Consider the following 25,818-nt stretch of genomic DNA (forward strand, 5'->3'; position numbering starts at 1 on the left):
GTTACCTCCCCGTAAACTATCCCTTCAATCCGGTCGTCGCAATGCCTTCGACGAAATATTTTTGCGCGAAGAAATACAGCAGCACGCTTGGAATCATCGCTGCCAAAGACATGGCCAGAATCCGGTTCCATTCCACGGAAGCCGCAACATCGAGAGACATCCTCAAGGCCAGCGATATGGTGAATTTTTTTACGCTGTTGATATAAATGAGCTGGCCGAAAAAATCGTTCCATGTCCATATAAACTGGAAAATGCCCGCCGAGAAAAGCGCCGCCTTGGAGAGCGGGAGCAAAATTCGGATCAGAATGGTGAACGAATGGCCGCCGTCCATTTTTGCTGACTCGTCGAGCTCCTTCGGCAGCCCCCTAAGGAACTGGATCAGCAGAAAAATAAAAAACGGACCACCGCCGCACAAAGCCGGCACGATAAACGGGTAATAGCTGTTCAACCAGCCCAACTGGCCGAAGAGCATGAATCTCGGAATCATGGTGATTGCCGCCGGCAGGAAGAGCGTCGAGATCATTAAAGCGAAAAATAATTTTTTCAGCGGAAACGTGAATCTGGCAAATCCGTAAGCCACAAGCAAACTGGAGGCGACGGTAAATACGACGGTCGGTATGACAAGAATGAACGTGTTGAGAAAAAAAGTGCCGAACGTATACTGCCCGCTCCCTTCCCAGCCCTTGCGGAACGAATCCCAGACATACTCTTTAGGCAGCAAATGAATACTGCCGAAAATCTCCGTATTCGGTTTAAACGAGGCGAACAGCAGCCAAATGAGCGGATACACCATCACGAGGCCCAAGCCCGTCAGGAAGACGTAATAAAGCAGCTGCAGCCATATCATCTTATGCGCAGGCGCCGCCATTACTTATCGCCTCCGTCCTCGTAATGGATCCAGGTTCTCGACGATTGGAAGATCAGCGCGGTCAAGATCATGAGCACCACAAACAATACCCAGGACAGAGCGCTTGCATACCCGATGTTATAGAATCGAAACGCCTCCTCGTAAAGCTTCAACGCGTACAAATAGGTGGACTTCAACGGTCCGCCGCCGGTAATGACGAACGCCCCGGTAAAATCCTGAAACGCCCCGACCGTCTGCATGACCAGATTAAAAAAGATGAGCGGCGTCAGCATCGGTATCGTAATCGTCATAAATTTCCTGATCTTCGAAGCGCCGTCGACCGTAGCCGCCTCGTACAAGTCCTGCGGGATTTGCTTGATACCGGCGAGAAAAATGACCATGGACGATCCGAACTGCCACACGGCCAGCATACTGACGGTATATAGCGCGACGTCCGGACTTCCGAGCCAATCGACCGGCGGCATATGCAGCTTCTCCAAGAACGCGTTGATCATGCCGTCCCGCAAAAACAACACCCGCCACAAAACGGAAACCGCCACGCTACCGCCCAAGATCGACGGAAGATAGTAAACCGTACGATAAATATGGATGAATCTGAGCTTCGCACTCAGCATCATCGCCACCATCAGCGCAAAAATGAGTTTGACGGGGACGGCAATCAACACATAAGCGAAGGTGACCGAGAACGATTTATAAAAATCCGCATCCCGAAAAAGCTGGCTGTAATTGTTCAACCCTATCCAATGATAAGCTCCGATGGGCCCCGCGTCCGTAAAAGACAGGATGAACGAATACAGAAAAGGATACAGCTGAAAAACAATAAAGCCGGCCAGCCAAGGCAAAATATAGAGGAATCCGGTATAGCTCCCCTTCCTTTTCCATCCGTTCTTTGTTATCGATGCCATGCTTTCACCCGCACTTGTTTATCATTTCTTCGGCGCCTTCAATTCGTTCAGCTTGTCGCCGACTCGCTTCAAATAATCGTCTGCCGCTTGCTCGGGTGTTGATTTGTTGAACAGCAATTTCTGGAGCACTTCATCCTGAACGGCACCGATTTGGGAGTTGTTCAGGAGCCCCGTAATCGCCTTCGATTGATGTTGGAGCACGATATCTACCGCTGCGCCTACGTCCTTGTCGATTTTTCCGGCCTGTATCGCATAATTTTTGGCTGCTGCAGAGGCGGGAACCGATCTGACATCGCCGAGAATGGCGGCGGCTTCCTTGTCGTTCAAGAACCAGTTCACGAATTTAGCGGCTTCGCCGGTGCTCTTGGAGCTTGCGTTGATCGACAGCACCATGGAAGGCTTTAATAAAGTGCCGGGATCTTTGCCGTTGTTCAACTGGGGCAAAGCCGCGATGCCGATGGCCGAATTGGGGATTTGTCCTTTCAACTTCGCGATCTGGCTCGTAAATTCAATGATGAAAGGCGCATCCCCGCTCACCCATTTCGGGTTCGGGTCCTGGCTCGGAGCATAGCATTCTTCGGCGGAAGGCAGCACATGGTTATCCGCCAGCTTTTTCATCAAGGCATAGGTTTCAACCAGCTCCTCCTTCGTCCAGGGCATGGTCAAGTCGCCGCTTTTCAGCCTTGCGCCGGTGCGCTCCGTATGCACGATATCGAACAGCATGGGCGGGTAGCTTTTGTCGACGCAGTAGGTAAAGGTGCCTTTCGGATTGCTACCGCGGATTTTTTGAGCCGCAGCGAGCACGCGGTCCCAATCCCAGGCTCCGCTTGTGTCGATTCCCAGCTTGTCGGTTATCGTCTTGTTGTAAATAAGCACATAGCCGTTCGTTCCCATGGGCAGCCCTACCGTTTTTTTACTCGTGGACAAGGAGAAGTCCTGAAGAAGCTTTTCGTCAAAAGAAGACGTATCGATCTCAGTCAACCGGCTGATATCGGCCAAAGGCTCGGACTTGCTCGTAAGCTCTTCCAGCCATGTCTGATCCAGCTGCATAATATCCGGGGCCTGCTTGGCAGCAATTTGCGTTTTGACCTTATCGAGATATCCCTCGTAGCCTTGGTATTCCGCCTCGATCGTGACATGCGGATGTTTTTGCCGGTACCGATCGATCGCCGCCAGCGTCGCCTTATGTCTGATCTCGGAGCCCCACCACATGAATCTTAACGTTACCGGTTTTGGCGCCGAAGCGTCGGCGCCGCTTGCGGAAGCCGGAGTCGATGAACCGCCGGCAGCGCCGCATCCGGCGGCGAGCGCGGCAAGAACGGCCATCGTGCAAACGACGCTTGCTTTGCCAACCATCCTGTTGTTCAACAGATTCCCCCCTCTCTCACTGTTTCATTTTGTAAGCACTTACAAATCCAATTGTAGCATCCCCCGCAATCGGTCCAAAAGACACCTTAGATGAGAAAAAGTCTCTTCCATTCAGCAGTATTTCAACAGGAACGAATAAAAACAGTCATTTATTCAGATTTACAGTCCGTTTTGCAGATCCATATCGCAGCTTCCATTCGCTATTTCTATTTTACAATGATTAGATTATATTTAAATGTAATCCAATTTCAAAGGCAGGGGAAGCCGATGTACAAATTGCTCATTGTGGACGATGAAAGCGAAACAAGAAACTCCATAAGCAACTATTTTCCTTGGGAAGACATCGGATTTGAGATCGTCGGGCAGTTGGAGAACGGCAGACAAGCGCTGGACTTTCTCAGCGAGCGCAAAGCGGACGTCGTACTGTGCGACATCCATATGCCCGTGCTGTCCGGCATTGATTTTGCCCGGGAGATCAAGGACAGGAAGCATCCGGTTATGATCGTCTTTTTCAGCGGCTACCGGGAGTTTGAATATGCGAAGCAAGCTCTGTCGCTGGGAGTGAAGGAATACATCGTGAAGCCTCCCAAGTACAAGGATTTGGTAAGCGCTTTCTCGTCGCTCAAAGCGGAATTGGACGAACAAGCCCGGCGTATGGCGACTCCGTCCGATCAGCTCGATGAAGAGCCGGAACAAAGCTATAACGGCAAAATTATTTCCATCGTCAAGCACTTTGTCGAAGAAAACTTCCCGCATGCTTCTCTTGAAGAAGCTGCCAAGCTTGTCCATATGAATGCGAATTACTTGAGCCAGTTTTTCAAAAAAAATACGGGGAGCAGCTTTTCCGATTATCTTCTTACGGTAAAAATGCAGAAAGCCAAGGAGCTTCTGCTGGATGTCCGCTACCGCACCTACGAGGTCGGCTCGCTGGTAGGCTACAGCAACTCCCGCAACTTTGCCCGGACGTTTAAAAAATATTTCGGGACGACACCGAGACTTTACCGGAATCGGAAACCGTAAATGGAACCGGCGATGAAAAAAAATTTTTTTCTCAAAAACCTTGCCGTTTTTCTCCTTCCGATCATGATACCGATGATTTTGCTCGGTTCCCTATCCATCGCCGTGCTGCAAAGCTACATCAAAAATGAAATCAGCAGCAGCCATATCCGCCAATTGAATCAGACCAAAGAACATTTGGAGCTGATGTTAAATGAGATGGACTCCCTCATCTTGACGCTGGACAACCATTCGAAAATCAATAATGTCTTAGGTAGCCTATTGGAAAATCAATTGCCGAAATACGAGGATCTTGTTCCAGGCGAAATGCTTCAAGCGTTCCTAAACGCTCCCGCCAATGCCAGGCCGTATATCCACTCCATTTACGCCTACTATCGGAATGATCATGGTTTGTTCGTATCGTCCAATGTCGGAGTGGCGAATCTGAACAACTATTGGGATACCGGCTGGTACGACAGCTACAGGAATCATGACGGGAAAGCGGAACTTTGGACGGAACCACGAAATATAAAGCAGTACAGCTTTGAAAAGGACGCGAAGCGGATTGTCACGGTTTACCGGAAGCTGCACACCAGAGACGGGATGATCGCGCTGAATTTATCAAGGGACTACATCGAAGACATCCTTCGTTCGCTTGTGGTTTCCTCCGAACAATGCATTCTTGTATTCAACGAAAAAGGGCAGCTTCTTTTTAGCAGCAGCATGCCGGACGACTTGAAGCAGATGCCATTCGCGCAGGCGCAGACGGACCATGCAAAAGAAGGTCTGCTTGCTCTCCAGTCGCATAGCGATTCTTATATCGTCAACCAAGTCAATTCCAACCGTTACGGCTGGGAGTACTTTTCCATCGTGCCGAAAAAATCGCTGTTTCGCGTGCCTACCCAATTAAGCGCCGTAACCCTGCTTCTTCTTCTGGTTTCCCTCGTCGTCAGCATGCTGCTGGCTTATTACTTTACCTCGCTGAATTATAACCGCCTGTCAAGCATGATGTCGATTATCGACTCGGCCGTCCGAGGCAGGCCGCTGCCCCCGCTCCCGGTCACCATTAAGGACGAGTACGGCTATATCCTTCATAACATTTTGACGACGTTTATCGAGCAAAATTATTTGAGGGTGCAGCTTTCGGAGCAAAAATACCGTCTTCAGGCTGCGAAATTGCTGGCCCTTCAGTCGCAAATCAATCCGCACTTTCTGTACAACACGTTAAATGCGATTTATTGGGAAGTATTCAAGCTCACGGCCAAACCGAACCAAGGGACCGAAATGATCGAGAATCTGTCCCATATATTGGATTATTCGTTAAGCAGCCCGGCACAGACCGTGACGCTGCAAGAAGAAATCGACCATACGCAAAGCTATATCCGAATTCAGAAGTTCCGGCACAAGGACAAATTTGAGGTCACATGGAAAGGGAATTTCGGGGAGATTCAACACTTTAAAATCGTTAAACTGCTCCTGCAGCCTCTCATAGAAAACAGCATTTATCATGGAATCAAGGAAACGACAACGAGAGTTGTCATCCGAATCAAAATCATGCTGCGAGGGAACCGTTTAACAATTTCCATTACCGATAACGGCATGGGGATCGAAAAAGACCGTCTCGCGGAGATCCGGAGGCAGCTTAGCGAAGGAAGCGAATCGCCCGGGCACATCGGTCTATTTAATACCAACATTCGGCTGAAATTAAGCTACGGGGAACCCTATGGCATTGCGATCAAAAGTAAGCGCGGATTCGGAACATCGGTATCTTTCGATATCCCCGTTGCTGCGCCTCCCCATGACAGCTCCCCCCGCTGCCGTCAGTAAGAGGAATATTAAAAAGGCTGCCGAGAAAGTGGTTTATTGAGGTAACGGAGGTTACGAGGGGATGGGGTATCTACTTCCGGTCACTGTTGTCCGCGGGAAATTGAAGCTGTTGGACAGCAGAAATTTCCCGCAGACAAAGGCGAACGCTACCGCTCCTCCAGTAGATACCCCATCTTCGTATGTATCTCGGTTCTTGTCAAAACTACTTTCGCAACAGCCGTGGGGCCTCGTCGGAGGCCCCTTTTATAGAATCTTATACCCTAGGTGCAAAAATTACTTCCCGGATTGCTTCAGCTTCAGCAGCACCTTGACCGCTTCGGCTCTTGTTGCGCTGGCACCCGGGGCGAAGTGGTTGTCTTCCCGGCCTTCGACCAGGCCAAGCTTGTGAATCGCCTCGACGGCGGCTTTCGCCCATCCCGGGATGTCGGCGTCGTCCGAAAAACCGGTCGAACCGGCCGCTTGACGTGCGGCTCCCTGCGCATTGGCGATCATGACGGCCATCTCAGCCCGTGTGATCTGCGCATTCGGACGGAACGTGCCGTCCTCGTAGCCTTGAACGATGCCCGCTTGGACAGCCTGCGCTACGGCTTTCTCCGCCCTTGCGTCGATCTCGGAACGATCGGCGAACGTAAGGGCGGCGCCCTCCTTCGCAAGCTTCATCGTCCCAGTCAGCATGACGGCAAATTCGGCCCGGGTGACGACATGATCCGGTTTAAAGGAACCGTCCGGGTATCCCGTAACGATGCCGCTTGTCACCGCTTGCCGGATGATGCCTTCCGCCCAGTGCCCTACGGTATCGGTGAACGATACCGGCTTCGGCTCCGCCGGCGTTTCTACGGTTTTCTTATCGACGGCAAATACCGCGAAGATACCCGCATCGTCCACGTTCACCTTGATCGTGGAACCGTCGACCGTGCCTCCGATATTCGTCCACTGCTTCTTTTTGCCGTCGTAAACGAACACGGCAGGTGTCTGGTTACTCCGCAGCAGCGACGGATCGAAGGCGATCGTCAGCGTAATCGGCTTTTTGAACGGGACGGTAATGTTTTTCGTCAGTTCAAACACCGGACTGAGCTTTGTCTCTTGCTGGGTAAGGAGCTTCGACGGGTCCGCCACTTTCTCCACGGTCAGCGTCAGCGCCTGATCAGCCGCTCCTGCCGGTACGGTGACGGTGATCTCGTTCCCTAAGCTTGCGGTGCCCGAGCCGCCTGCCGGGATCGATAGCTTCCCGTCAGTTGCAGCCGATGAACCGCCGCCGCTTCCCCCGCCGGAACCGCTGGACCCGCTCGAATCCGAATCGGAACCGGAGTCGCTTAAGGTGGACACCACTCTCACGTTGCTTATTTTCGAATAATTGCCCGCTGCATCGAAAGCCATCACAAAATAACGATAAGTCGTATTCGGCGAAAGTCCGGTGTCCCGGAATTCGGTCTTCGTCGTCGTGTGGATTTCCGCATTGTTGCGGTAAATTTTGTAGCCCGCAATCCCGAAGTTATCCGTCGCTCCCGTCCATTTCAGATCGATCGCCGAGCTAGATATCGCTTCGGCCCGTTCGATGGTCGGTTCCGTCGGCGCCTCGGTGTCGACGATGGCCGGCGTCCACCAGTTGCCGGAAACGACCAGCATGCTCAGCAGCCGGAGGTTGTTACCGAAATAAAGCGCGTCTTCCGTCAGTATGGCCGCATTGTAATCCCATAAATCGTTCAGCCACTGCTGATTGGACGAGTCGGTCATAGCGCTGACCATAAACGGAGCGGAGAACGAAAGATCCGCATCCTCGCCTAGCGCCGCCGAGCCGTCCAGCTTATAGCCGGCTTTGATGCCTTCCGGTTTGCCGCCGGTTTTCGCGCGAATCCAGCCGTTCAACCGGCCGAGCTGCTCTTTCGCCCGCCGATCCCCGGTCAGGAGGAAATCGGTGCCAAGCCGCCACGGCACCCGGGAGGCGTTGTAATTATAGTCTCCGTCATGCTCGTCTTCCAGGAAATATCCGTTCTCGGTATCCCATTTCTTCTCGCTTACCGGCTTGAATTGGCCGTCCGTATCCTTGAATACGAAATCGGGCAGCAGTCCGGAATTCGGACTGTACTTCTCATGCACGCTCCGGATCATGCGGTACGTTTGGTCGATCACTTTGTCCCAGCGGCTATCGCCGGATACGATCCGGAAATCCTTCAAATGCTGGAGCATGAAATCAGAAGGACGGGAAGCTTTGCCGTACATCGGGTCCTCGTCCTTCGCCCAGTCGGCGAGCTTCAAGGTCCATTCCGTATGGTTAACTTCGCTTTCCATGATCGCGTCGATCACCTTGCGGGCCTGCTCCAAATAGTTGATTTCGCCCCCGCTTCCCCACTGCCGGTCCGCCAACAGCAGCGCGTACGCGATATCCATATCCCCGTCCGTAGCGGAATCCGCGCCGTTGATATCGACGATGGCGCTGCCATTGTCCGCCTGCTGCCATGCCATCAGCTGCGGGTTAACAGCGCTCGGATGCGCCCGGAAATACCGGTACATCGCGTCAAAATAAGTCTTCGCCTCCGGGTCATGCCCCGCCATCAGCGTGGTGATCAGCATGCCGTATCCGTGGGCCTCCGAGACAGTAATTTCCCCGTCTTTAAACCAGTCCCCATCCGCATACCATACGTAATACTGCGTCGGGTCGTAAGGATTCCGCTTCAAATATTTTGCCTTCCATTCCTTGTAAAGCCGGGTCACCGTTGCATCCATTTCGACTTGCGTCACATGATTCGGCTTGATCGAATCGCCCGCATACACGGTATGCTGCGGATACGCCTTGAACGGTCCGTCTCCAGAGGACGCAGGCTTGGTCGTGATTTCGATCCGGTTGCTTGGCAGCGACTCGATCGTTTCCGCATTATACGCCTTCACTTCGTAGCTGTAGCTCGTAGCGGGCTTTAATCCCGTATCGCTGTAGGAGGTCGCCGTTGTCGTGCCGACTTTGACGCCGTTGCGGTAGATGTTATAGCCTGCCGCTTCCGTTTTTCCGGCGGACGCCTTCCAGTTCAGCTGAATTTGAAAAGCGGAAACCGCGGTGCCGCTCAAGTTCGTCGGCGCCGAAGGCGGATCGGAATCGACCGGTCCGTCCTGGGTGCTGACTTCGACCGCATCGGAATTGATTCTCGTACCGACCGCTTTCACGACGAAATCGTATTTTTTCGCGGGGTTAATGTCGGCAATCGCATAGGTGTACTCCGCTTGCGCCCCGGCCGGAACGTAGACGCTCCAATGCGTTTTCACCTTATCGTTCTTCTCATAGATCCGGAAGCCTCTGACCGGCTCGGCACTGGCGGCAGGAGCCTTCCACGAAAGGACGGCTTGATTGCCGGTGACTTGAACTTTGGCGTCCTCCACCTTCGCAGGCTTGCCGTCCGTTCTCCGAATACCGTATCGGTCGTAGGCTTGCACCCCGCTATCCCCCGGTTTCTCGTCTTCGACCGCCGCCGTGTAGGCCGTAAACTTGAGCACCTCATCCGAGACGGAGACGTCGGTAAACATTTTTTTGAACGGCTGGGTATCGATGGCTGCAAAAAAATCGTCATAAGGAACGCCGTTCTTATCGACATACTTTTCGTAAAATTTATTCCCGAATGCATTGGACATCAGGTAAACCGTGCCCTTCGGATTCACGGCATTGCCTTCCTGGTCAAACGTCAGCTGGCTTGCGGGAATAATCTTATCGTTGTACATCTGGAACGATCTCATATACATGTGATCGTGCGCCTCGAACACCATGTCGATGCCCATTTCGTCAAAGGCCGGAATCAGATACTTTCGGTAAAATTGTACCCGTTCGTCCTCCCACTCGCCCGCATTGTCTCCCGCCGAATAAGGGCCTTTGTGGAAGGCGACGAATTTCCATTTCTTGTCGCTCTTCGCGACCGTATTTTTCATCCACGCCACTTGATCCCAGAACTGTTTATCGGCCCATTCCACGTCGACCCCGTTCTCCGCCAATCCGCCGACAAACTGGGAGTTGAATACCAGATACAGCGCATCGCCGTATTCGAACGAGTAGACCGACCCTTCGTGAGTGCCTTCCACCTCCTGCTTCGGCAGGTTGAAGTGATTGTAGAAGTTGTTGTTCGGCGTCGTTTCGTCTCCGTCCCAGTCCTGAACCTCATGTCCGCCAAGCACGGGGACGAAAGGCACGTTCAGTAGCTCGTTCTGCGCCGCTCCCAGCATCCACTGCCATTGCTCCTCCAAATCTCCGTTATCCACCAAGTCCCCGGCGTTGATCAAAAATTTGGGATCGCCGATATGATCGATCGCTTTTCTGAACGTATCGCCCCACGGCTCGAATCCCGATTTGCTGGAGGATTGCGAGTCCGATCCGGCGATGAAACGATAGCCCGCCTGTTTGCCCGCATCCGTCTTGAACGACCCGACGGCGCTCCAGCCGTCCGGCTCGCCGTTGCCTACGCGGAACTTGTAGGCGGTCCCCGGCTTCAACCCGGCTGCGATTGCTTTATGACTCGTAAATTTCGTCTTCCGGCCGGTTTCCCGGTCGCCTTTCTTCATGAAGGTCTCGATTTCCTCCGAGTCGCCTGTATAAGCAACGGCTCCGGCTTCCGGAAATACGCCGTCCTTCACTTTGTCGGCTTCGGCCACCTGAACGACCGTTCCCGTCTTCACATCGGTGTACCAGGCAAACGCAAGACTTGTTCGGGAATCGCCGTTAAACGTCATGTTGATCAGCTTCGGCATGTAAGGCGAATCCTGCACCGTAAAGCTCCAGACGATATCCCGGGCGAGCGGGACTTGGTCGTCCTTGCCACGAATGAGCTCCTTCGGAAGCTTCACCGTGTACGTCTTGCCGTACGCAAAATTCGGATGCTGAATGTTCAGCGTGACTTGATTGACGATATCAAGCGTTACCGGAGCAAGCGTCCGGTTGTGATCGTCGACAATCGCCGCTTCATATCCGGGATTCAGCGCGATCGGCTTATTGAAGGTCACCGACACCGGGGCAGCCGCTGACACTTGAACGACGCCATCCTTAGGCAGCTCCGCCGTATCGATCGTCGGGATGACAATCGGCACGCCGTCGATCCGTTTGCCCGATACCCGGATATCCTTGATCCGGCTAGAGCCGGAGCCGCCGATGCCCGAGGAGCCTTTCGTATTCGTATCCGAGCGGACAATCCAGCGGATATACAGGATATCCCGATTGTCGGCTTCCGTTGGAAGAGGAGCATCGATCAGCTTGCACGACTGGTTCGCGCAATTGAAGCTGGAAGTGACCATCGTCAGGTCCGTATTCGGCACGTCCGTCCAAGTCCGCTTATCCGTGCTGAGCTGCACCTTGAAATCGCGCGGTCCCGAGCCCGAGGAGTTTTGCTGCGAGGACAGCACAATCTGCTCGAACCCTTTCGTCGAGACGGTCGCCAGCCAATATTTGCTGCCGCTGCCGTTGTCCCAGCCTTGATAGCTTATCGCTTGTTTGTCGCTGTCGTAGGCTTCGAATACGCCGCCGATATTGCGAAACGTCGATGCCGACTTGTAGGCGCCGTCCGTGGCCGGCCACACGCCGTCGGACCCGGCGCCCGCAAAGGTCCATTCCGCAACCTTTTGACGGGATGCCGCCGCAAGTGTCGAAACTGCGGTCTGGTTGCTCGCGCCCGATTCATTGCCCGCCCAATCATAAGCCGTCACATGATACGTGTAGGTCTTCGCCGCCGCAAGTCCGGTGTCTTCGTAGGATGCGGCTGGCGCCGTTCCGATTTTTACGCCCTCCCGGTAAATGTTGTAGCCTGCGACTCCGACATTGTCCGTAGAGGCCGTCCAGGTCAACCGGATCGATGTATCGGATATCGCTTGCCCGCCAAGTCCCGCCGGCGTAGTTGGTGCCGTCACGTCGGAGGACGAGCCCTTGCGCACCCCCTTGACAGTGACGCTGATGAGCTGGCTGGAGCCGGATTCCCCGATAGCCGTCCCGCTTGTGCTCACATTCGAAACGACAAGCCAGCGTATGTACAGGCGCTCACGATCGCTCGCGATGCCCGGCAAAGGTACGTCGGTTAACCGCGTAGCCGTGTCTTTATTCATGACGAGATCGGGCAAGCCTGTGCCATCACCCGTCAGATTGGTCCACTGCTGCCCGTCCGTGCTGAATTGCACCCGAAAATCGCGCGGGCCGGTCGAGCCCCTGCCCTGCTGCTCGGAAGAAAGCGTGATCTGCTGGAAGTCCTTCGTAGAGACGGTGGCGAGCCAATATTTTTCCTTCCCTGTCTCTTCGTGCCAGCCTTGATAGCGGATCGCTCGGAGACTATCGTCCCAGCCGAACGTTTCCGTAGCCCTGGCAGGAACGGCCTGAAGGGCGGAGCCGTCCTTGTAGAGGCCGTAAGTTGCGGCGAATACGCTTTGATCGGCCGGATTCGCGCTATATTTCCATTCCGCCAAGGTGGAGGAAACCGGCGATACGTCAGCGGATGCCACACCCGCAAATTGGAGCGTTAACAGGACAAGCGTCAATAAGAGCGAAAGCATGCGGTTTCCGGTTCTTCTTGCATGGTTGTTCATTATGAGGGATTCCTTTCTAACATGAAGTTGGAATACTGCTTACTGCGTGGCCTTGCATCTCCTTCTCGGTCCTCATCCGGCTATAAGCTGCCGTACTCTGTCCTCCTCCCTTGATATTATGCGCTTTCATTCGAAGTAATCCCGCCTTTGAAAATTAAAACGTTTATACTTTCAAGAAAAAATAAAAGCGCTATAAACTTCAAAGACCGAAGATCCTAGCCCCCAGAATATATTTCATTTTCCAATCGATGTCAACCGTTTTTCGCCCAAATATTTCTAAGGATTTTGTAAAGACGTTGCCCATAACAACAATTTCGGGGGGGCCGATCAACAGGTTTCATTTCATTGTTGATCATCCACGAACGTTCGTTCTATAATAGTCGTAACGATGAAATCGGAAATTCTTCTTTCAGAAAAGGAGCGATGTAAAATGGCAGACGGTTTTCTATCCCTTCTCTCGGCACCGGCAAGACGCGCGTTGGAACATAATGGGATAACTACTTTGCAGCAACTCTCAAAGTATAGCGAACGAGAGATCTTGCAATTTCACGGTATGGGGCCGGCATCCTTACCTAAACTCAGGACTGCATTGAAGGAAGCCGGGTTATCATTCAAAAACGAAACGCCATGAATGACGTTCTATTCCCCTGATGATTCTATACTCTTAAATCCTTGGCGGATAAAAAATACCCCCGGATGAAGCACTGTGGCTTCTCCCGGGGATATCCGCATTAAACGACTGTGTTGACGTATGAAAACCTCTCGACTAGCTGACGCTCTCCAGCTTTTCCACCTTAACCCGTCCCGAGAAAAAGACGGCCCCGCCGCCCATATCCGCCAGCCGGTCCGGGGTCAGAGCATTCACCAGGCGGCTGCTTCCTTCCGCATCCGCCCATAAGCCCTGGCTGACAACGGTGCCGCGAACAACGTCGTCGCCCACTGTCGCGGTCAGCTCGCACGAGCCGCGCGAGTTCCACACCCGGACACGTTCGCCGCTCCGGATTCCCAAGCTCGCGGCGTCTTCCGTATGCATATAGAGCTTCGGCTCTCCGCCTTCCAGCCGGACATGCTTTGCATTATGCGAGAACGTCGAGTTTAAGAAATTATGATTGGGCGCCGGGATAAATTGAAACGGCAAATCCTCAGCCTCGTCCGCCGGTAGCGGCATGTACGTAGGCAGGGGCGGAAGGCCTTTCAGCTCCATCGCCCTGGAGTAGAGCTCGATCTTTCCGCTCGGCGTAGGCAGCTTGCCCGGAAACAACGGCTGGACGTTCGCTCTCGCGTACTGCTCCTCCAGAAGCCGCTCATACGTAATGCCTTCCAGATTCGGATTGGCCGGATTGTTCAACGCCTGCCGGATCATGTCCTCGTCCGAATCGCGCAAAGCTTCTTCCTCGAAGCCCATGCCTTGGGCCAACAGCCGGAAGACGTCCGGATTGGACTTGCTTTCGCCGTAAGGCTCAATGGCCGGTTGTTGGATCTGGACGTAATGATGCCAGTAGGAACGGTAAATATCATGGTTCTCGAAGGAAGACGTCGCCGGAAGCACCAGATCGGCGTACCGTGCAGTCTCCGTAAGAAACAAGTCATGTACCACCGTGAACAAATCTTCGCGCATCAGCCCTTGCCGTACTTTGCCGGCATTCGGGGCAACGACCGCCGGATTCGAATTGTACACGTACAGCGAACGGATCGGCGGATCGAGCTTCAGAAGCGCATTCCCCAGCAGATTCATATTGACGGAGCGGGCCGGTTGCTTGCGCAATTGCGGACGCTGCAGGGCCGCTTTATTGAATTCCAAATAGCTGCCGTTGCCTTTGATCGCCCCGCCACCGCGATGCATCCATTGGCCTGTCAGCGCCGGAAGACAGGCGATCGTGCGAACGCACATCCCTCCGTTGTCATGGTGCTGAATCCCGTTGCCGATCCGAATGAAGGACGGAGTCGTACGGCCGTACAGCCGGGCAAGCTCATAAATGTCTTCCACAGGCACGCCCGTTACGGAGGATACGAATTCCGGATCGTACGACTTCACATGCTGACGGAGCTTTTCGTGCCCGACCGTATACGTTTGTAAGAACGTTTCGTCCGTCATGCCCTCTTCGAACAAAATATGCATCAGGCCAAGCGCAAGAGCAGCATCCGTTCCTGGGCGAATCGGAATGAACCAATCCGCCCATTTGGCCGTCCGGTTGCGGTGAACGTCGATCGCCACGATACGGGCGCCGTTCTTGCGCGCCTTCTCCGCAAGCACGATCTGGTGCAGGTTGGTGCTTACCGCATTAATGCCCCACATCACAATCAGCTTGGCGTGAACCGTATCCTCCGGGGACGTTCCGTAGCTGCCGCCCATCGTATAACGGTACCCTTCCGTTCCCGCGGCTTCGCATATCGTCTGCTCAAGCCGGCTGGCCCCCATGCGGTGAAAGAAGCGCCGGTCCATGCCTTCCGTTCCGATTCTCCCCATGTTCCCGTAAAAGCTGTACGGCAGGATGCTTTCCGCCCCTTCCGTCGCGATAAGTGTCTTCCATTTGGATACGATCGTCTCGATCGCTTCCTCCCACGAGATACGCTCGAACGCGCCGTCTCCCTTCTTCCCCGTCCGTTTCATTGGATAGCGAAGACGGGCCGGGTCATACAAGCGCTCGGCCATATGGCGCACTTTGTTGCATATGGCGCCCTGCGTCATCGGATGCGCGGGATCTCCCTCCACCTTCACGATTCGCCCTGCCTCTTTGTGCAGCAGCAAGCCGCACTGATCAGGACAGTCCAAAGAGCAGACGCCCCGCACGATTTCTGTCGCTTTATTCTCTATCGCGTTCATTGCCTTGCCTCCCAGCGAATCAACATCTTTCTTATCTTTTTCTCCATAGCGCGTTCATTTCCTGCCGCATCCGGTGCGACTGCCTTATTAGCTCAACAATAGAACTTTTCCGCGGATGCCCGACTCTGCGGCATGGATCGCCCTTTTGACGTCCGTTAATTCAAATTTGGCTCCGATCCTCATCATCGCCAGTTTTTTCTCCTGCACAAGACGCAACACTTGCTCAAAAGCCGCCTCCCATTCCTCCTGCGACGAATGCCGCACCCATTGCCGGAGATAAAACGGCAGGACGCGGACCCGCGTTCCCCGAACCGCTTCATGCCACACGGCCGGAATACCTGATAGCAGGCCGATGCTTAGGATCGTTCCGTCCGTCTTCACACAGCGCACCAGCTTTTCCCCTTCGGGTCCCCCGATACTGTCGATGGCCGCCGTGGCGCCTTGGCCTGCCGTAGCTTCTAAAATTCGATCCCGGACGGAGTCTTCCGCCGTGTTAAACACATAGGCCGCCCCAAGACGCAGCAACTCGGAGGTATGGCGGTCGCTGCGCGTCAGCGCAATCATCCGGTATCCGAAAATAGACGACAATTGAGCAAAAATACTCCCAATGGCGGAACCCGCCGCATTGACAACCAACACATCCCCGTGCGTTAACCGGAGCGCCGTGCGGCAGATCAACCAAGCCGTAACCGGGTTAATATAAAGCTGGCAAGCCGTGTCGTCGTCGATGTCTTCCGGTACGGGAATGGAAAATTTAGCAGGGGCTGTCACATAGTCCTGCCACGTGCCGTCGCCTTGCAGAGGGAGTACGCGCTTCCCCAACATTTGCTTCGGAACTCCCGGCCCTATGGCTTCCACCACCCCTACCCCCTCGTAACCCGGGACTGCGGGTAACGTAATCCGGTGAGAATACGTTCCCCGAATCGGGATCACATCTGACGGATTAATGGGCCGCGCCTGCATTTTGACGGAGATTTCACCCGGTCCCGGCACAATCGGCGGTTTCTTTTCGATTTGTAGCACCTCACCGGGTTCACCGAAACGATAATAACGAACAACATTGGCCTCCATGAAAGCTCCTACCCCTGTCTTTTAAAATCAGCCTGACAAATTTTGATTGTTTAATTATAATTCCTGAAAACCATAGTCCACAAGGAAAAGCCGTACTCCTGATCAAGGAAGAAGGGCTCTCCAGTACTCCCACGCCTTTAAATAACCCTCCAAATCATTCGGATGGACTTTCGCACAGATGCCGATCCGGCAGTACAGTTGAAAGATCGTTTCTTCGACCAGCCTTGATTGATCAATTGGTTTATGACGAAGGAGCTCGAAGGCGGCAAACAAGGTATCCAGGTTCAAATCGTCCGGAGAGGAACAAAAGGCGTAAGTAAAATCATAGGTAACCGGGCCGGCCATGGGAGACGGATCGATGACGCCTATCAGCTCAAAATGGTGAAATACGAAATTATGGACACCCGTATCCCCGTGTAATAAATACTTGGTTTCCACGTTCGAAATGCGTTCAATCAACGATTGAACTTTATCATAATCTTCGGCAGGCAGAAGAGGGCCTATGTTCTCTCGCGCCTCTTCCAAGCCCAGCTCATTGAACTCAAGCCAAGAATCTCGCGGTAGAGCCAGCCTCCCCCATGTTTCCGTTCGGTGATCCATTTTGTAATGATTGAGCAGGTCTTTGACCAGCAGGGTCATCCAATCCAGCTTGCGCCCCCGTTTATCATGGGTTGTACCGGTCAAGTACGGGTAGATCATAAACGTTTTAGCCGGATCGATGTACAGAAGCTTAGGCAAAAGACGGCTTTCCGGATAAGCTTGAACACATTGTTCAACCAGACAAATGTTTTGCGGGCTATCGAGCTTCAACACGTATTTCGGTTCGTCGTGGACTGCAAGCGTGTAGACCCGTCCGTCGGTGGTTCCTTTCATTTGATACGCTGCTTTTATCTCGCTGTCTAGTACGCTCTTTTTGCGAAGATCTTCTAGGATGTCGTGAATATCCTGCTTGAATGTCATGTTCGGGTCCCCCCAGAAAATTTTCCAAATGCTGATTGACGACATGCATGACGCTGTTTAAAATGGCTCCGGTTCGAGGTATACTGGTAGAGGCAAGGCTATACGACGAAAGCGAGAACATAGCCCATGCTTGCAGACCATCCCATTCGAACGAAGGAGCGAAATTAATGGCTATCAATGCGTATCTGAACTTCAACGGAAATTGTCGTGAAGCGGTCGAATTTTACGCGGAGGCTTTCGGAACGGAAAAACCGCAAATCATGACCTTCAGCGATTCGCCGCCTAATCCGGAGTACCCGCTGCCGGAGGAAGCCAAGCAGATGGTCATGCATGCCCGCATTACCGTTAACGGAAGCGACTTGATGTTTTCCGACGTTTTCCCGGGCATGCCTTTTACCGCCGGAAACAACATCAGCCTTTCCGTCATGAGCAAAAACATCGATGAAATTAAAACGTATTTCAATAAGCTCAAAGAAGGCGGTAAGGTAGGCATGGAGCTGCAAGAAACGTTCTGGAGCAAGTGCTACGGCCAAGTAACCGATAAATTCGGTATCCAGTGGCAGTTCAACCACGAAGAATAGCAAACGGTTCGCCCGTTCGGCCGCACAACGGCCTAAAAAAGACTCATATCCGGCACGCGCCGGTATGAGTCTTTGACTTTTTCCGTTAACGAAGCCCCAGCTGCCGCGCTTTCTCCACCGCCTCGATCCGTCCGGATACCCCCAGCTTCGAGTAAATGTTGATGATGTGCGTTTTGACGGTTGCCAGCGAAATACACAGCCGTTCGCCAATCTCTTTGTTCGACGCTCCCGTTGCCAGCACTTCAAGTACTTCCCGCTCTCTGTCGGTTAAGCATTGGCTGTCGGAGGCCTCAGGTCCCCATAGCGCGAACAATTCCTGTAAGAAGCGCTTCTCGGTAAGAGACAGCTCGGAGGACGCCTGATCTTGACGCAGCAGCTCCGCATATGGCCGCACGGCAGGCTCCTCCAACACAAAAAGCGACTTGATCCCGTATGACGAAGCGTAGTGAATCGCCTCCCGGGCCAATTGAAGCTGCTGCCGCTTATCGGCACGTCCTGCCGCGCCCATGATTTCAAGCTTCAGCAGCGCCGCCTCGACAATCGTCCAGTAGTCCGCCTGCTTTCGTGCTCCGGCCAGAACGGCGTCGATCTGCGCCAGCGCCTTCTCCCGCAAGCCGCGATGAGCCAAGGCTTTCGCATAGACAAGCTGCTCCTCCGTGCGCAGCGTCCCGGCCTGATCCCCGCGTTCCGCTTCCTGCTCGAACGCTTCCAGCGCATGCGTCCGAATCTTGTCGAGCTTGATCGTGTAACTCAGGATAGCCGGTACGTAGTGAGCACTTTCGTAAATGCCCATCGCTTCCAGCCTGAGCAGAAGCTGCAGGGCCGCCTCCCGGTCGCCGCGAAGCAGCTCAAGCTCCATCCGGTTATAGACGATGGCCATATCCAATGACAAATAATCGATTTTCAGCTCGGCTTCCGCCTGTCTCAGCGATTGCTCCGCTTCGTTCAGCCGCATCGTTTTCAAGTAAATCCCGGCGATGCCGATGAGCGCATTCACTTTTAGCGGCGCTACGATCGTATGTTTATCCAACATCTGGAACACCTCGTGGTAAAGCTGCTCCGCAAAGATCAACTCTCCACATTTTTCCAACAATTGGCATTTGAGCGTAACCGTAAAAAAGTAAATATACGGATTGTGCGCCTTCCGTTCGAGCTTAATCGCCTGGTCGAGACAGGTTAACGCTTCCTTATGCCTGTCACGGAAGGAGCACATCATGCTGGCTGTCATGTAGGCAATAGCCTTGGTGATGTCGCTGACATGCATCCCGTCAATTTCTGCGATCCAATCCAGCGGGTCCGATCTCGACATCGTGCTGTCATCCTCTATGAACAATCGGGCCATCGATAAGATCGACCAGAGGCGATCCTCCCGGGAAATGCGCCTGATGTGATTCATCATGTCGCGGCAGCATTCCATCTCCAGATTGCATAGATGGTAAAAGAGCCTCTGGAACAGCAAGTCCCGATGCTCCAGCAGCGCATCGATCGGTAGCTCACGCAAATGCCCCCATACTTGCACGGACGTGTCCAATAAACCGATCATTCGAATCGCTTCGTCCGTTTGGCCGGCAAGCAATGCGTGACGAATCCCCTCTTCGACATCGCCGATGTCTTCATATACGGCGGATGCCCGGGCATGCCAGGCTGCGTTGTTCGAGCCATCCTCCTCCAGCCAAAGCCGCTGCAGAAACTCCCCGAACATATGATGGTACCGGTAAATTCCCTCCTCCTCGTCAATGGGGACGAGAAACAAGTGCCGATCGGCAAGCTGCCGCAGCATAGCCCTGGAGTCTCCCGTTCCCAGCAGCCGGTCGCAGATGTCGGCATTGAAATAGCGGAGGTTCGAGGTCTGAAGAAGGAACCGCTTTTCCTGCTCCTTCAGGCCGCTGACGATTTCGTTGGACAAGTAATCGACGACATACTTGTTCACCGCGCGCACTTGACCGACAGCCGCCTGTCGATTCGCGTCCAACGCCAGCGCCGTCAGCTGCAGGCCGCCGATCCATCCCTCCGTTACGCGATGCAGACGCTCCGCATCCCCCTCGGCTACGGTCATTTGCAGGGTCATCTGCAAAAACCGCTTCGTTTCCTCCGGAGAGAACCGCAGCTCCTCTTCTCCGATATCGAGGCATTCTCCGGCCATCCGCAGATCGCCCAAGTACATCCAAGGCGCGCTCCGGCTCAGGAGAACGAGGTGAAAGCTCTGCGGCGCGTAGCGGAGAAAAAATTGTACCGAAGCGAGAACCCCGGTGCTGTCGATCACTTCAAAATCGTCCAGGACAAGCACCAGCGTTCCTCCACGACTCTCCAACTGATTCACAAGCAGCACGAGAAAGCTTTCGATATCTTGGCCGTGAGGCTTCGAGACGAACAGCGTTAACAGCGATTCGCCGGCTTCTCCCAGATCCGGCTTTAGCGCCTCCAAAACGTAATACCAGAATAGTTCTACCTCGTTGTTATCGGCGTTCAGCGAGATCCAGCGGGCCGGAAGCTCCGGCCGTTTATTTAGAAACGCGGAAAGGAGCGACGTTTTTCCGCTCCCGGCCGCTCCTTGAATTAAAGTTACTTTCGCCTCCGTCAAACGCTCCAGTTTGGCGTCCAGCGCTGCGCGCGGCACGAAGTTTCTCCGGGGCGATGGAGGCCGCAATCTGGCGGTTAGCAGCCTTTGGTTAGAGATCATGGCGCACCACCTGTTCTAACTGGCAATCATGTCGGAGCATCACGCCGCTCCGCGAAATTATCATAACATAAATGACCGGGTATTTAGTAGCAGCCTTCGCGAACACGGCGCCGGACGACCGCGAGTCCAGCCAGAAGCAATATAAGCGTCAAGGCGAGCACGTACCCGAGCTGACCCGCATAAGCGGATATCCCCTCGTTCCGCTCAAGACCGCTGACCAGCTCAAGGAAACGTTTTTGCGGAAGCAGGCCGGTGATCCAATACATGATCCCATATTCCGCCGTTTTGCTGCCGAAGCTCCCGGATAACAGCGAGGTGAGCAAAATGATCGTCGACGCAAGCGGCATGGCGTTATCCAGCTTTTCGATGCAGGCTAGAAGAAACCAGGCAAAGGCGGTGCCGAGAGCTACAGGGACGGCCAAGAGTCCGGCGTATGCGGCCAGCGAGAACCCGATGTCCAACCCGAACGCAAGCTTAATCACGGCAATTGTCGCATAGGTCGGCACGTACACAAACGAGAAAGTAAAGAGCGCTTGTGCGGCCATATACCGCCCGATCCCGACGGACGATACGATCACCCGCTTGAATGTGCCGTTTTCCTTGTCCTCCGTGAACAAATTCATAAACAGCATCCCTTCCAGCATCAGAAACATCAGGAGGAAGCCGGCGACATTCGTACCGACGCCCCGCTTCGACGGGTCCGGCCGCACTTGCTCCGGATGCTGGATAGCTTGCAGCACAAGCTGTCGAAATTCCTCGCTTTTGAACGTTTCGATCCGGTACTGCCCGTTCCCTTCATCGAAGACGATGGCGTCATACTGCCCGCGTACCAAAGCCGACTTGCGGGGAGCCTCCTTCAGCTCAGTCACCTGGAACCCTTGCGGCCGAACGGCTTCCGACGACCCGTTCCCGATCCAAGCCAAATGCCCCCGAACCTCGAACTTCGCGGTAAAATAGACGGCCAGCGACAAGGCCAGCAGCGAAAACGCCAGAACGAGCAGCAGTATGCCTTTGCGGCTCCACATCCGACGAAAGTTGTTCATATAAAGATCGACGATCGTTCTCATACGTAATCCTCCGTCTTGAAGGTCAGTTTACAGCCAAGCAGCAGCAGCGCGGTTGCACCCAGCATCACCGCGGCGGCAGTCGCAAACAATGCGGGATCATGATCGTAGATGATACGGAATATCGCTTCCGATACCCATTTGACCGGGGAGAAGTAGGATACCTTCGCTACCGTTTCGCCGAGTCCGTCCAACTGGAAAAATAAACCACCGAGAAGAGCAAGCACATTGTTGATCATACTTAATAATTTGTTCGATGCCTCTTCGCTTTTAAACAAACAGCACAGCCACACGCCGAGTGCAGCCGACATGAGCATCAGCAAAAGCAGCAGTACTGCCACATACCCGATGTCCGCACCGCCCAGATGAACGTCCATTCCCCAGTTCAGCACGGCCAATGTAATAAGCATCGATAAGCCGCAAAACAGAACCGTCGCCGTAATTTTCGAGAGATAGACGAAGGCACGCGGAATCGGCGAGTACAAAATACGCAGATTGCTCGATTTGAGGGTCCGTTCCATAAAGCTGTTCGCGGCCGTCATCGATACGTTCACAGCCGTGTACACCATGATCGTCACGCCGTAATAATCGTAGCCGTTCATTTCTTCGCCGCTGTATGCGCCGTTGCTTAAATAACCAAGGACAAGCACAAGCACCAGCGGAAATACCGTATTGGTCAACAGAAGAACCGGGTTGAGCGCCAGATTGATGAAGTCCCGCTTCAAAATAACGTAAAACGAATACATCTCCCCGCCCCCTCTAATCCCGCAGCTTGCGTCCGGTCATCTGAAGGAACACGGACTCCAGGCTCGCCGCCGAACTCGTCAAGTGTTGGATCTTGATGCCGCCTTGCATTAGATGGACGATGATCTGATCCAGATTGTCGATTCCGCTTACCGTCATGATGCGCAGCAAGTTATCGACTACCCGCACCTGCTTCACCCCGCTGATCCCGTACAGTTCATCCGGATTCAGGCCTTCGGTCCTGTCGACGACAATTTCATACATCTTCTCGCCGGCCAACCGGTCCTTCAGCTCTTCCTTCGTTCCGGAGCCGATGATTTCGCCATGATCGATAATAATAATGCGGGTGGAGATTTCCTCAACCTCTTCCATATAATGCGTCGTGTATAAAATCGTTGCCCCCTGCTCGCGCAGCTGACGGATCGAATCCAGAATGTGATTGCGCGATTGCGGATCGATGCCGACCGTCGGCTCGTCCATGACAATCACTTCCGGTTGATGAGCGATCGCACAGGCGATGTTCAGCCGGCGCTTCATCCCGCCCGAGAACGTCTTCGGCTTGTCGTCTTTGCGGTCGGACAAGCCGACGAAAGCAAGCGCTTCTTCCGTCCGCTCCTGCAGCTCCTTTCCCCTCAGCCCATACAGCGAAGCGAAGAAGCGCACGTTCTGTTCGGCCGAGATTTCTTCGTAAATTGCCAAATCCTGCGGGACGATTCCGATACTTCGCTTCAAGCCATTCGTCTCCTGCACTACCGGTGTTCCGCGAAAGCGGATTTCGCCGGCGTCCGCCTGCAACGCCGTCGAAAGAATATGGATCGTCGTGCTTTTGCCTGCGCCGTTCGGACCGAGAAAGCAAAGAATTTCCCCCGAGTATACGGCAAATGATATCCCTTTTAACGCTTGATGCGCCTTGAAGCGCTTGGTTAGACCGTTGACTTCGAGAATCGGTTTTATGGTTTCCTGCATATTCCTCACTCCTTACTTCTATCTTAAAAGGAGCGGTAGAAAAGCAAATCAACCGAACGGTTGATTCGCCCGGTTGATTTGGATTTGTCTTCCCTATTCTGGAATTAACCCACCCGACGATGGCGATACTATGGGGCAATTGAGGATCATTAGCTTTGAGGATAAGGAGATATGGCATGGCACATATTGGCGATACGTTACTGAGGTCTATCGGGGCTTTTATCGTCATGATGATCATTACCCGCATTCTTGGAAAATCGACGATTTCCCGGATGACGTATCATGATTTTGTCGCAACGATTACCTTGGGCGCTATGACCGCGAATTTATCTATTAATACATCCATGAACGCATGGCAGGTGCTGATCGCCATCGTCACGTTCAGCGGCATAGCCTATTTGCTGATGGCTCTGGCGCTTAAGAGCCGGGCGATTCGTAAATGGGTCTCCGGTCAACCGACCGTCATAATGGAAGACGGCAAAATTCTGGAAAGCAATATGCGCAAGCTGAAAATGACGATAGACACCTTAAATCAGGAGCTCAGGGAAAAAAATATTTTTAATATCGAAGAAGTTCAATATGCCGTGCTCGAGCTGAACGGGAAGATCACCGTGCTGCGCAAACCGGAATACCTTCCCGTGACGCGCAAAGATATGAATCTGCAGATGAACAAACAGTCGTTTCCGGTTGAGCTCATTATGGACGGGCAGATCATTTCCGACAATCTGCATCAAAACCATCTCAGTGAAGAATGGCTTGTTTCGCAAGCCCAATCGAGAGGCCTCGCCATCGGGGACATCTGTTATGCCGTAAAAAGCACGAACGGGCAGTTGCATTTCGACCGGTACGATGATCGGATACGCCAGCCCGTAGACAAGGAATAATCGTATGCGGACCGGGCGTCTATCCATTTGCGGAACTGGTTCTTTCGGTGCATGACGAATGGAATTTCGGAGCAATATAGGAAAAGACTGTTACTGCAACCCGAGGAGGATGTCCTGCCGTGGTCTTTTCCAGCTTCGTCTTTCTTTTTGCCTTTCTTCCCCTGGTGCTTCTGCTCTATTTCTGCTCTCCGAACAAGGCCAAAAATGCCGTGCTTCTCGCATTCTCTTTGCTGTTTTACGCTTGGGGGGAGCCGCTCTGGATTGGGGTTCTGCTGCTGAATGTGGCTGTCGGTTGGGCGGGAGGACTTCTCATCGAACAGGGCCGCGGCCGCCGTCTGGCGAAGACCGCGATGGTCGCAGCGCTTATTTTTCAAATCGGCGTGCTCGTTTATTTCAAATATACCGGTTTTCTTGTGCAGACGCTTCAGCCAGTCCTTCCTTTTCCCGTGCCGTTCCGCGATCCCGGTCTTCCTATCGGCATCTCCTTCTTCACCTTTCACCTTATCTCCTACCTGGTCGATGTGTATCGGGGGGATGCCCCGGCACTGCGCTCCTATTCGAAGCTGCTGCTGTATATTTCACTGTTTCCCCAACTGGTCGCCGGACCGATTATCCGGTATGCGGACGTTCAAGAGCAGCTAAGCCGCCGCAGAATTACGCTGGAAGGGTTCAGCACCGGAATCGCGCGCTTCGTCGTCGGCTTGGGCAAAAAAGTCGTGCTGGCCAATACACTTGCTGACATTTCCACCGTTTTCCTCGACGGAGATCTCGGCAAGCTTTCGCTGTTGGGCGCATGGCTTGGCATCGTCTTGTTCGCGCTGCAAATCTATTTCGACTTCTCCGGTTATTCGGATATGGCAATCGGCCTCGGCCGGATGTTCGGGTTCCATTTCAAGGAAAACTTCAATTATCCTTACATCTCCCGCAGCGCAAGCGAGTTCTGGAGGCGCTGGAACATCTCCGTCGGCCGCTTTTTCCGGGATTACGTCTACATTCCGCTCGGGGGCAACCGCCGAAATCCGGCGTTCAACCTGTTTGCTGTGTGGTTTCTGACCGGGCTCTGGCATGGCGCCAGTTGGAACTATGTGCTGTGGGGCGTCTATTTCGGCATTCTCATCGCGATGGAGCGAAGCTTTCTTTTCCGCATCCTGTCAGTGCTGCCCTCCTTTGCGTCCCATATTTATTTTTTGGCGATCGTACTGATTGGATGGGTGTTTTTTTACTTCGAATCCATCGGCCGCGGGTTGGCTTACTTGCGGGTCATGCTCGGATTCGCATCGGCACCATGGACGGATGCGGAGCTCGCGATTCATCTGCAAAACCATTTGTTCCTGCTCCCGTTCGCCGTCATCGCCGCTACACCGCTTCCGGCCGTTCTCCACCGGTGGCTTGCGGCACACATGCGCCCCGGCTTCGCGCGCGGTCTGTATGCGAATACTTTGGTCCCTCTCGCCTGCTTGGCGATATTGACGGTATCCGCTTTGTTGTTGGTCGGGAAAACGTACTCCCCCTTCTTCTACTTTCGGTTCTGATCGGAGGCTTG

General features: G+C 53.6%; 16 protein-coding genes and 1 pseudogene. 6 read left to right on the forward strand and 11 right to left on the reverse strand.

Annotated features, from left to right (window positions below):
- Positions 1-16: 16 nt before the first annotated feature.
- Genes QMG93_RS31710 through QMG93_RS31720 form a run of 3 tightly spaced genes read right to left on the reverse strand, consistent with a single transcriptional unit; the run spans position 17 to position 3,141 of the window.
- Positions 17-868 (reverse strand): carbohydrate ABC transporter permease, encoded by an 852-nt coding sequence (locus QMG93_RS31710; RefSeq protein ID WP_281943716.1) that lies wholly within the window; start codon positions 866-868, stop codon positions 17-19.
- The gene (locus tag QMG93_RS31715; RefSeq protein ID WP_281943718.1) at positions 868-1,773 is read right to left on the reverse strand and encodes a carbohydrate ABC transporter permease; all 906 of its coding nucleotides are present in this window, start codon (positions 1,771-1,773) and stop codon (positions 868-870) included. The genes QMG93_RS31710 and QMG93_RS31715 overlap by 1 nt, the downstream gene beginning before the upstream one ends.
- 21 nt (positions 1,774-1,794) lie before the next feature.
- The gene (locus QMG93_RS31720) at positions 1,795-3,141 is read right to left on the reverse strand and encodes an ABC transporter substrate-binding protein (protein ID WP_281943720.1); all 1,347 of its coding nucleotides are present in this window, start codon (positions 3,139-3,141) and stop codon (positions 1,795-1,797) included.
- A gap of 267 nt (positions 3,142-3,408) precedes the next feature.
- On the opposite strand from QMG93_RS31720, the gene QMG93_RS31725 reads away from it, so the two are divergent.
- Both QMG93_RS31725 and QMG93_RS31730 read left to right on the forward strand, forming a co-directional pair.
- Positions 3,409-4,161 (forward strand): response regulator transcription factor, encoded by a 753-nt coding sequence (locus QMG93_RS31725; protein ID WP_281943722.1) that lies wholly within the window; start codon positions 3,409-3,411, stop codon positions 4,159-4,161.
- A gap of 12 nt (positions 4,162-4,173) precedes the next feature.
- A complete protein-coding gene (locus tag QMG93_RS31730; protein WP_281943723.1) occupies positions 4,174-5,964 on the forward strand; it encodes a sensor histidine kinase in 1,791 nt (596 codons plus the stop codon).
- Positions 5,965-6,237: 273 nt separating this feature from the next.
- On the opposite strand, the gene QMG93_RS31735 is transcribed toward QMG93_RS31730, so the two are convergent.
- Entirely contained in the window at positions 6,238-12,501 is a 6,264-nt protein-coding gene (locus QMG93_RS31735) for a glycosyl hydrolase family 8 (protein WP_281943725.1), read from the reverse strand.
- Positions 12,502-12,907: 406 nt separating this feature from the next.
- Between QMG93_RS31735 and QMG93_RS31740 the strand changes: the two are divergent.
- A pseudogene (locus QMG93_RS31740) lies at positions 12,908-13,132 on the forward strand (DNA-directed RNA polymerase subunit alpha C-terminal domain-containing protein); the annotation flags it as partial.
- Positions 13,133-13,267: 135 nt separating this feature from the next.
- Here QMG93_RS31740 and QMG93_RS31745 read toward each other — a convergent pair.
- The 3 genes from QMG93_RS31745 to QMG93_RS31755 form a co-directional block, all read right to left on the reverse strand.
- A complete protein-coding gene (locus tag QMG93_RS31745) occupies positions 13,268-15,325 on the reverse strand; it encodes a molybdopterin-dependent oxidoreductase (protein ID WP_281943727.1) in 2,058 nt (685 codons plus the stop codon).
- Between the two features lie 87 nt (positions 15,326-15,412).
- Positions 15,413-16,396, reverse strand: a complete 984-nt coding sequence (locus QMG93_RS31750; RefSeq protein ID WP_281943729.1) for a zinc-dependent alcohol dehydrogenase family protein — start codon at positions 16,394-16,396, stop codon at positions 15,413-15,415.
- 102 nt (positions 16,397-16,498) lie between these two features.
- On the reverse strand, positions 16,499-17,356 hold the full coding sequence (locus tag QMG93_RS31755; protein WP_281943731.1) for a phosphotransferase: 858 nt from the start codon (positions 17,354-17,356) through the stop codon (positions 16,499-16,501).
- Between the two features lie 167 nt (positions 17,357-17,523).
- On the opposite strand from QMG93_RS31755, the gene QMG93_RS31760 reads away from it, so the two are divergent.
- Positions 17,524-17,937, forward strand: coding sequence for a VOC family protein (locus QMG93_RS31760; protein ID WP_281943733.1), 414 nt, complete (start codon positions 17,524-17,526; stop codon positions 17,935-17,937).
- An 85-nt stretch (positions 17,938-18,022) separates the two neighbouring features.
- Here the strand turns inward: QMG93_RS31760 and QMG93_RS31765 are convergent, their stop codons facing one another.
- The 4 genes from QMG93_RS31765 to QMG93_RS31780 form a co-directional block, all read right to left on the reverse strand.
- Positions 18,023-20,617, reverse strand: coding sequence for a LuxR C-terminal-related transcriptional regulator (locus tag QMG93_RS31765; protein ID WP_281943735.1), 2,595 nt, complete (start codon positions 20,615-20,617; stop codon positions 18,023-18,025).
- Between the two features lie 83 nt (positions 20,618-20,700).
- Complete coding sequence (locus tag QMG93_RS31770) at positions 20,701-21,684, reverse strand: ABC transporter permease (RefSeq protein ID WP_281943736.1); 984 nt, start codon at positions 21,682-21,684, stop codon at positions 20,701-20,703.
- Positions 21,681-22,427, reverse strand: a complete 747-nt coding sequence (locus tag QMG93_RS31775) for an ABC transporter permease (protein ID WP_281943738.1) — start codon at positions 22,425-22,427, stop codon at positions 21,681-21,683. Before QMG93_RS31775 ends, QMG93_RS31770 begins: the two co-directional genes overlap by 4 nt.
- A 13-nt stretch (positions 22,428-22,440) precedes the next feature.
- Positions 22,441-23,391: an ATP-binding cassette domain-containing protein gene (locus QMG93_RS31780; protein ID WP_281943740.1), complete on the reverse strand. Its 951-nt coding sequence runs from the start codon at positions 23,389-23,391 to the stop codon at positions 22,441-22,443.
- Between the two features lie 176 nt (positions 23,392-23,567).
- Between QMG93_RS31780 and QMG93_RS31785 the strand changes: the two genes are divergently transcribed.
- Both QMG93_RS31785 and QMG93_RS31790 read left to right on the forward strand, forming a co-directional pair.
- Positions 23,568-24,275: a DUF421 domain-containing protein gene (locus QMG93_RS31785; protein WP_281943741.1), complete on the forward strand. Its 708-nt coding sequence runs from the start codon at positions 23,568-23,570 to the stop codon at positions 24,273-24,275.
- A gap of 119 nt (positions 24,276-24,394) precedes the next feature.
- On the forward strand, positions 24,395-25,807 hold the full coding sequence (locus tag QMG93_RS31790; RefSeq protein ID WP_281943742.1) for an MBOAT family O-acyltransferase: 1,413 nt from the start codon (positions 24,395-24,397) through the stop codon (positions 25,805-25,807).
- Positions 25,808-25,818 lie beyond the last annotated feature (11 nt).

Source organism: Paenibacillus tyrphae (assembly GCF_027925525.1).
GTDB lineage: Bacteria > Bacillota > Bacilli > Paenibacillales > NBRC-103111 > Paenibacillus_G > Paenibacillus_G tyrfis_B.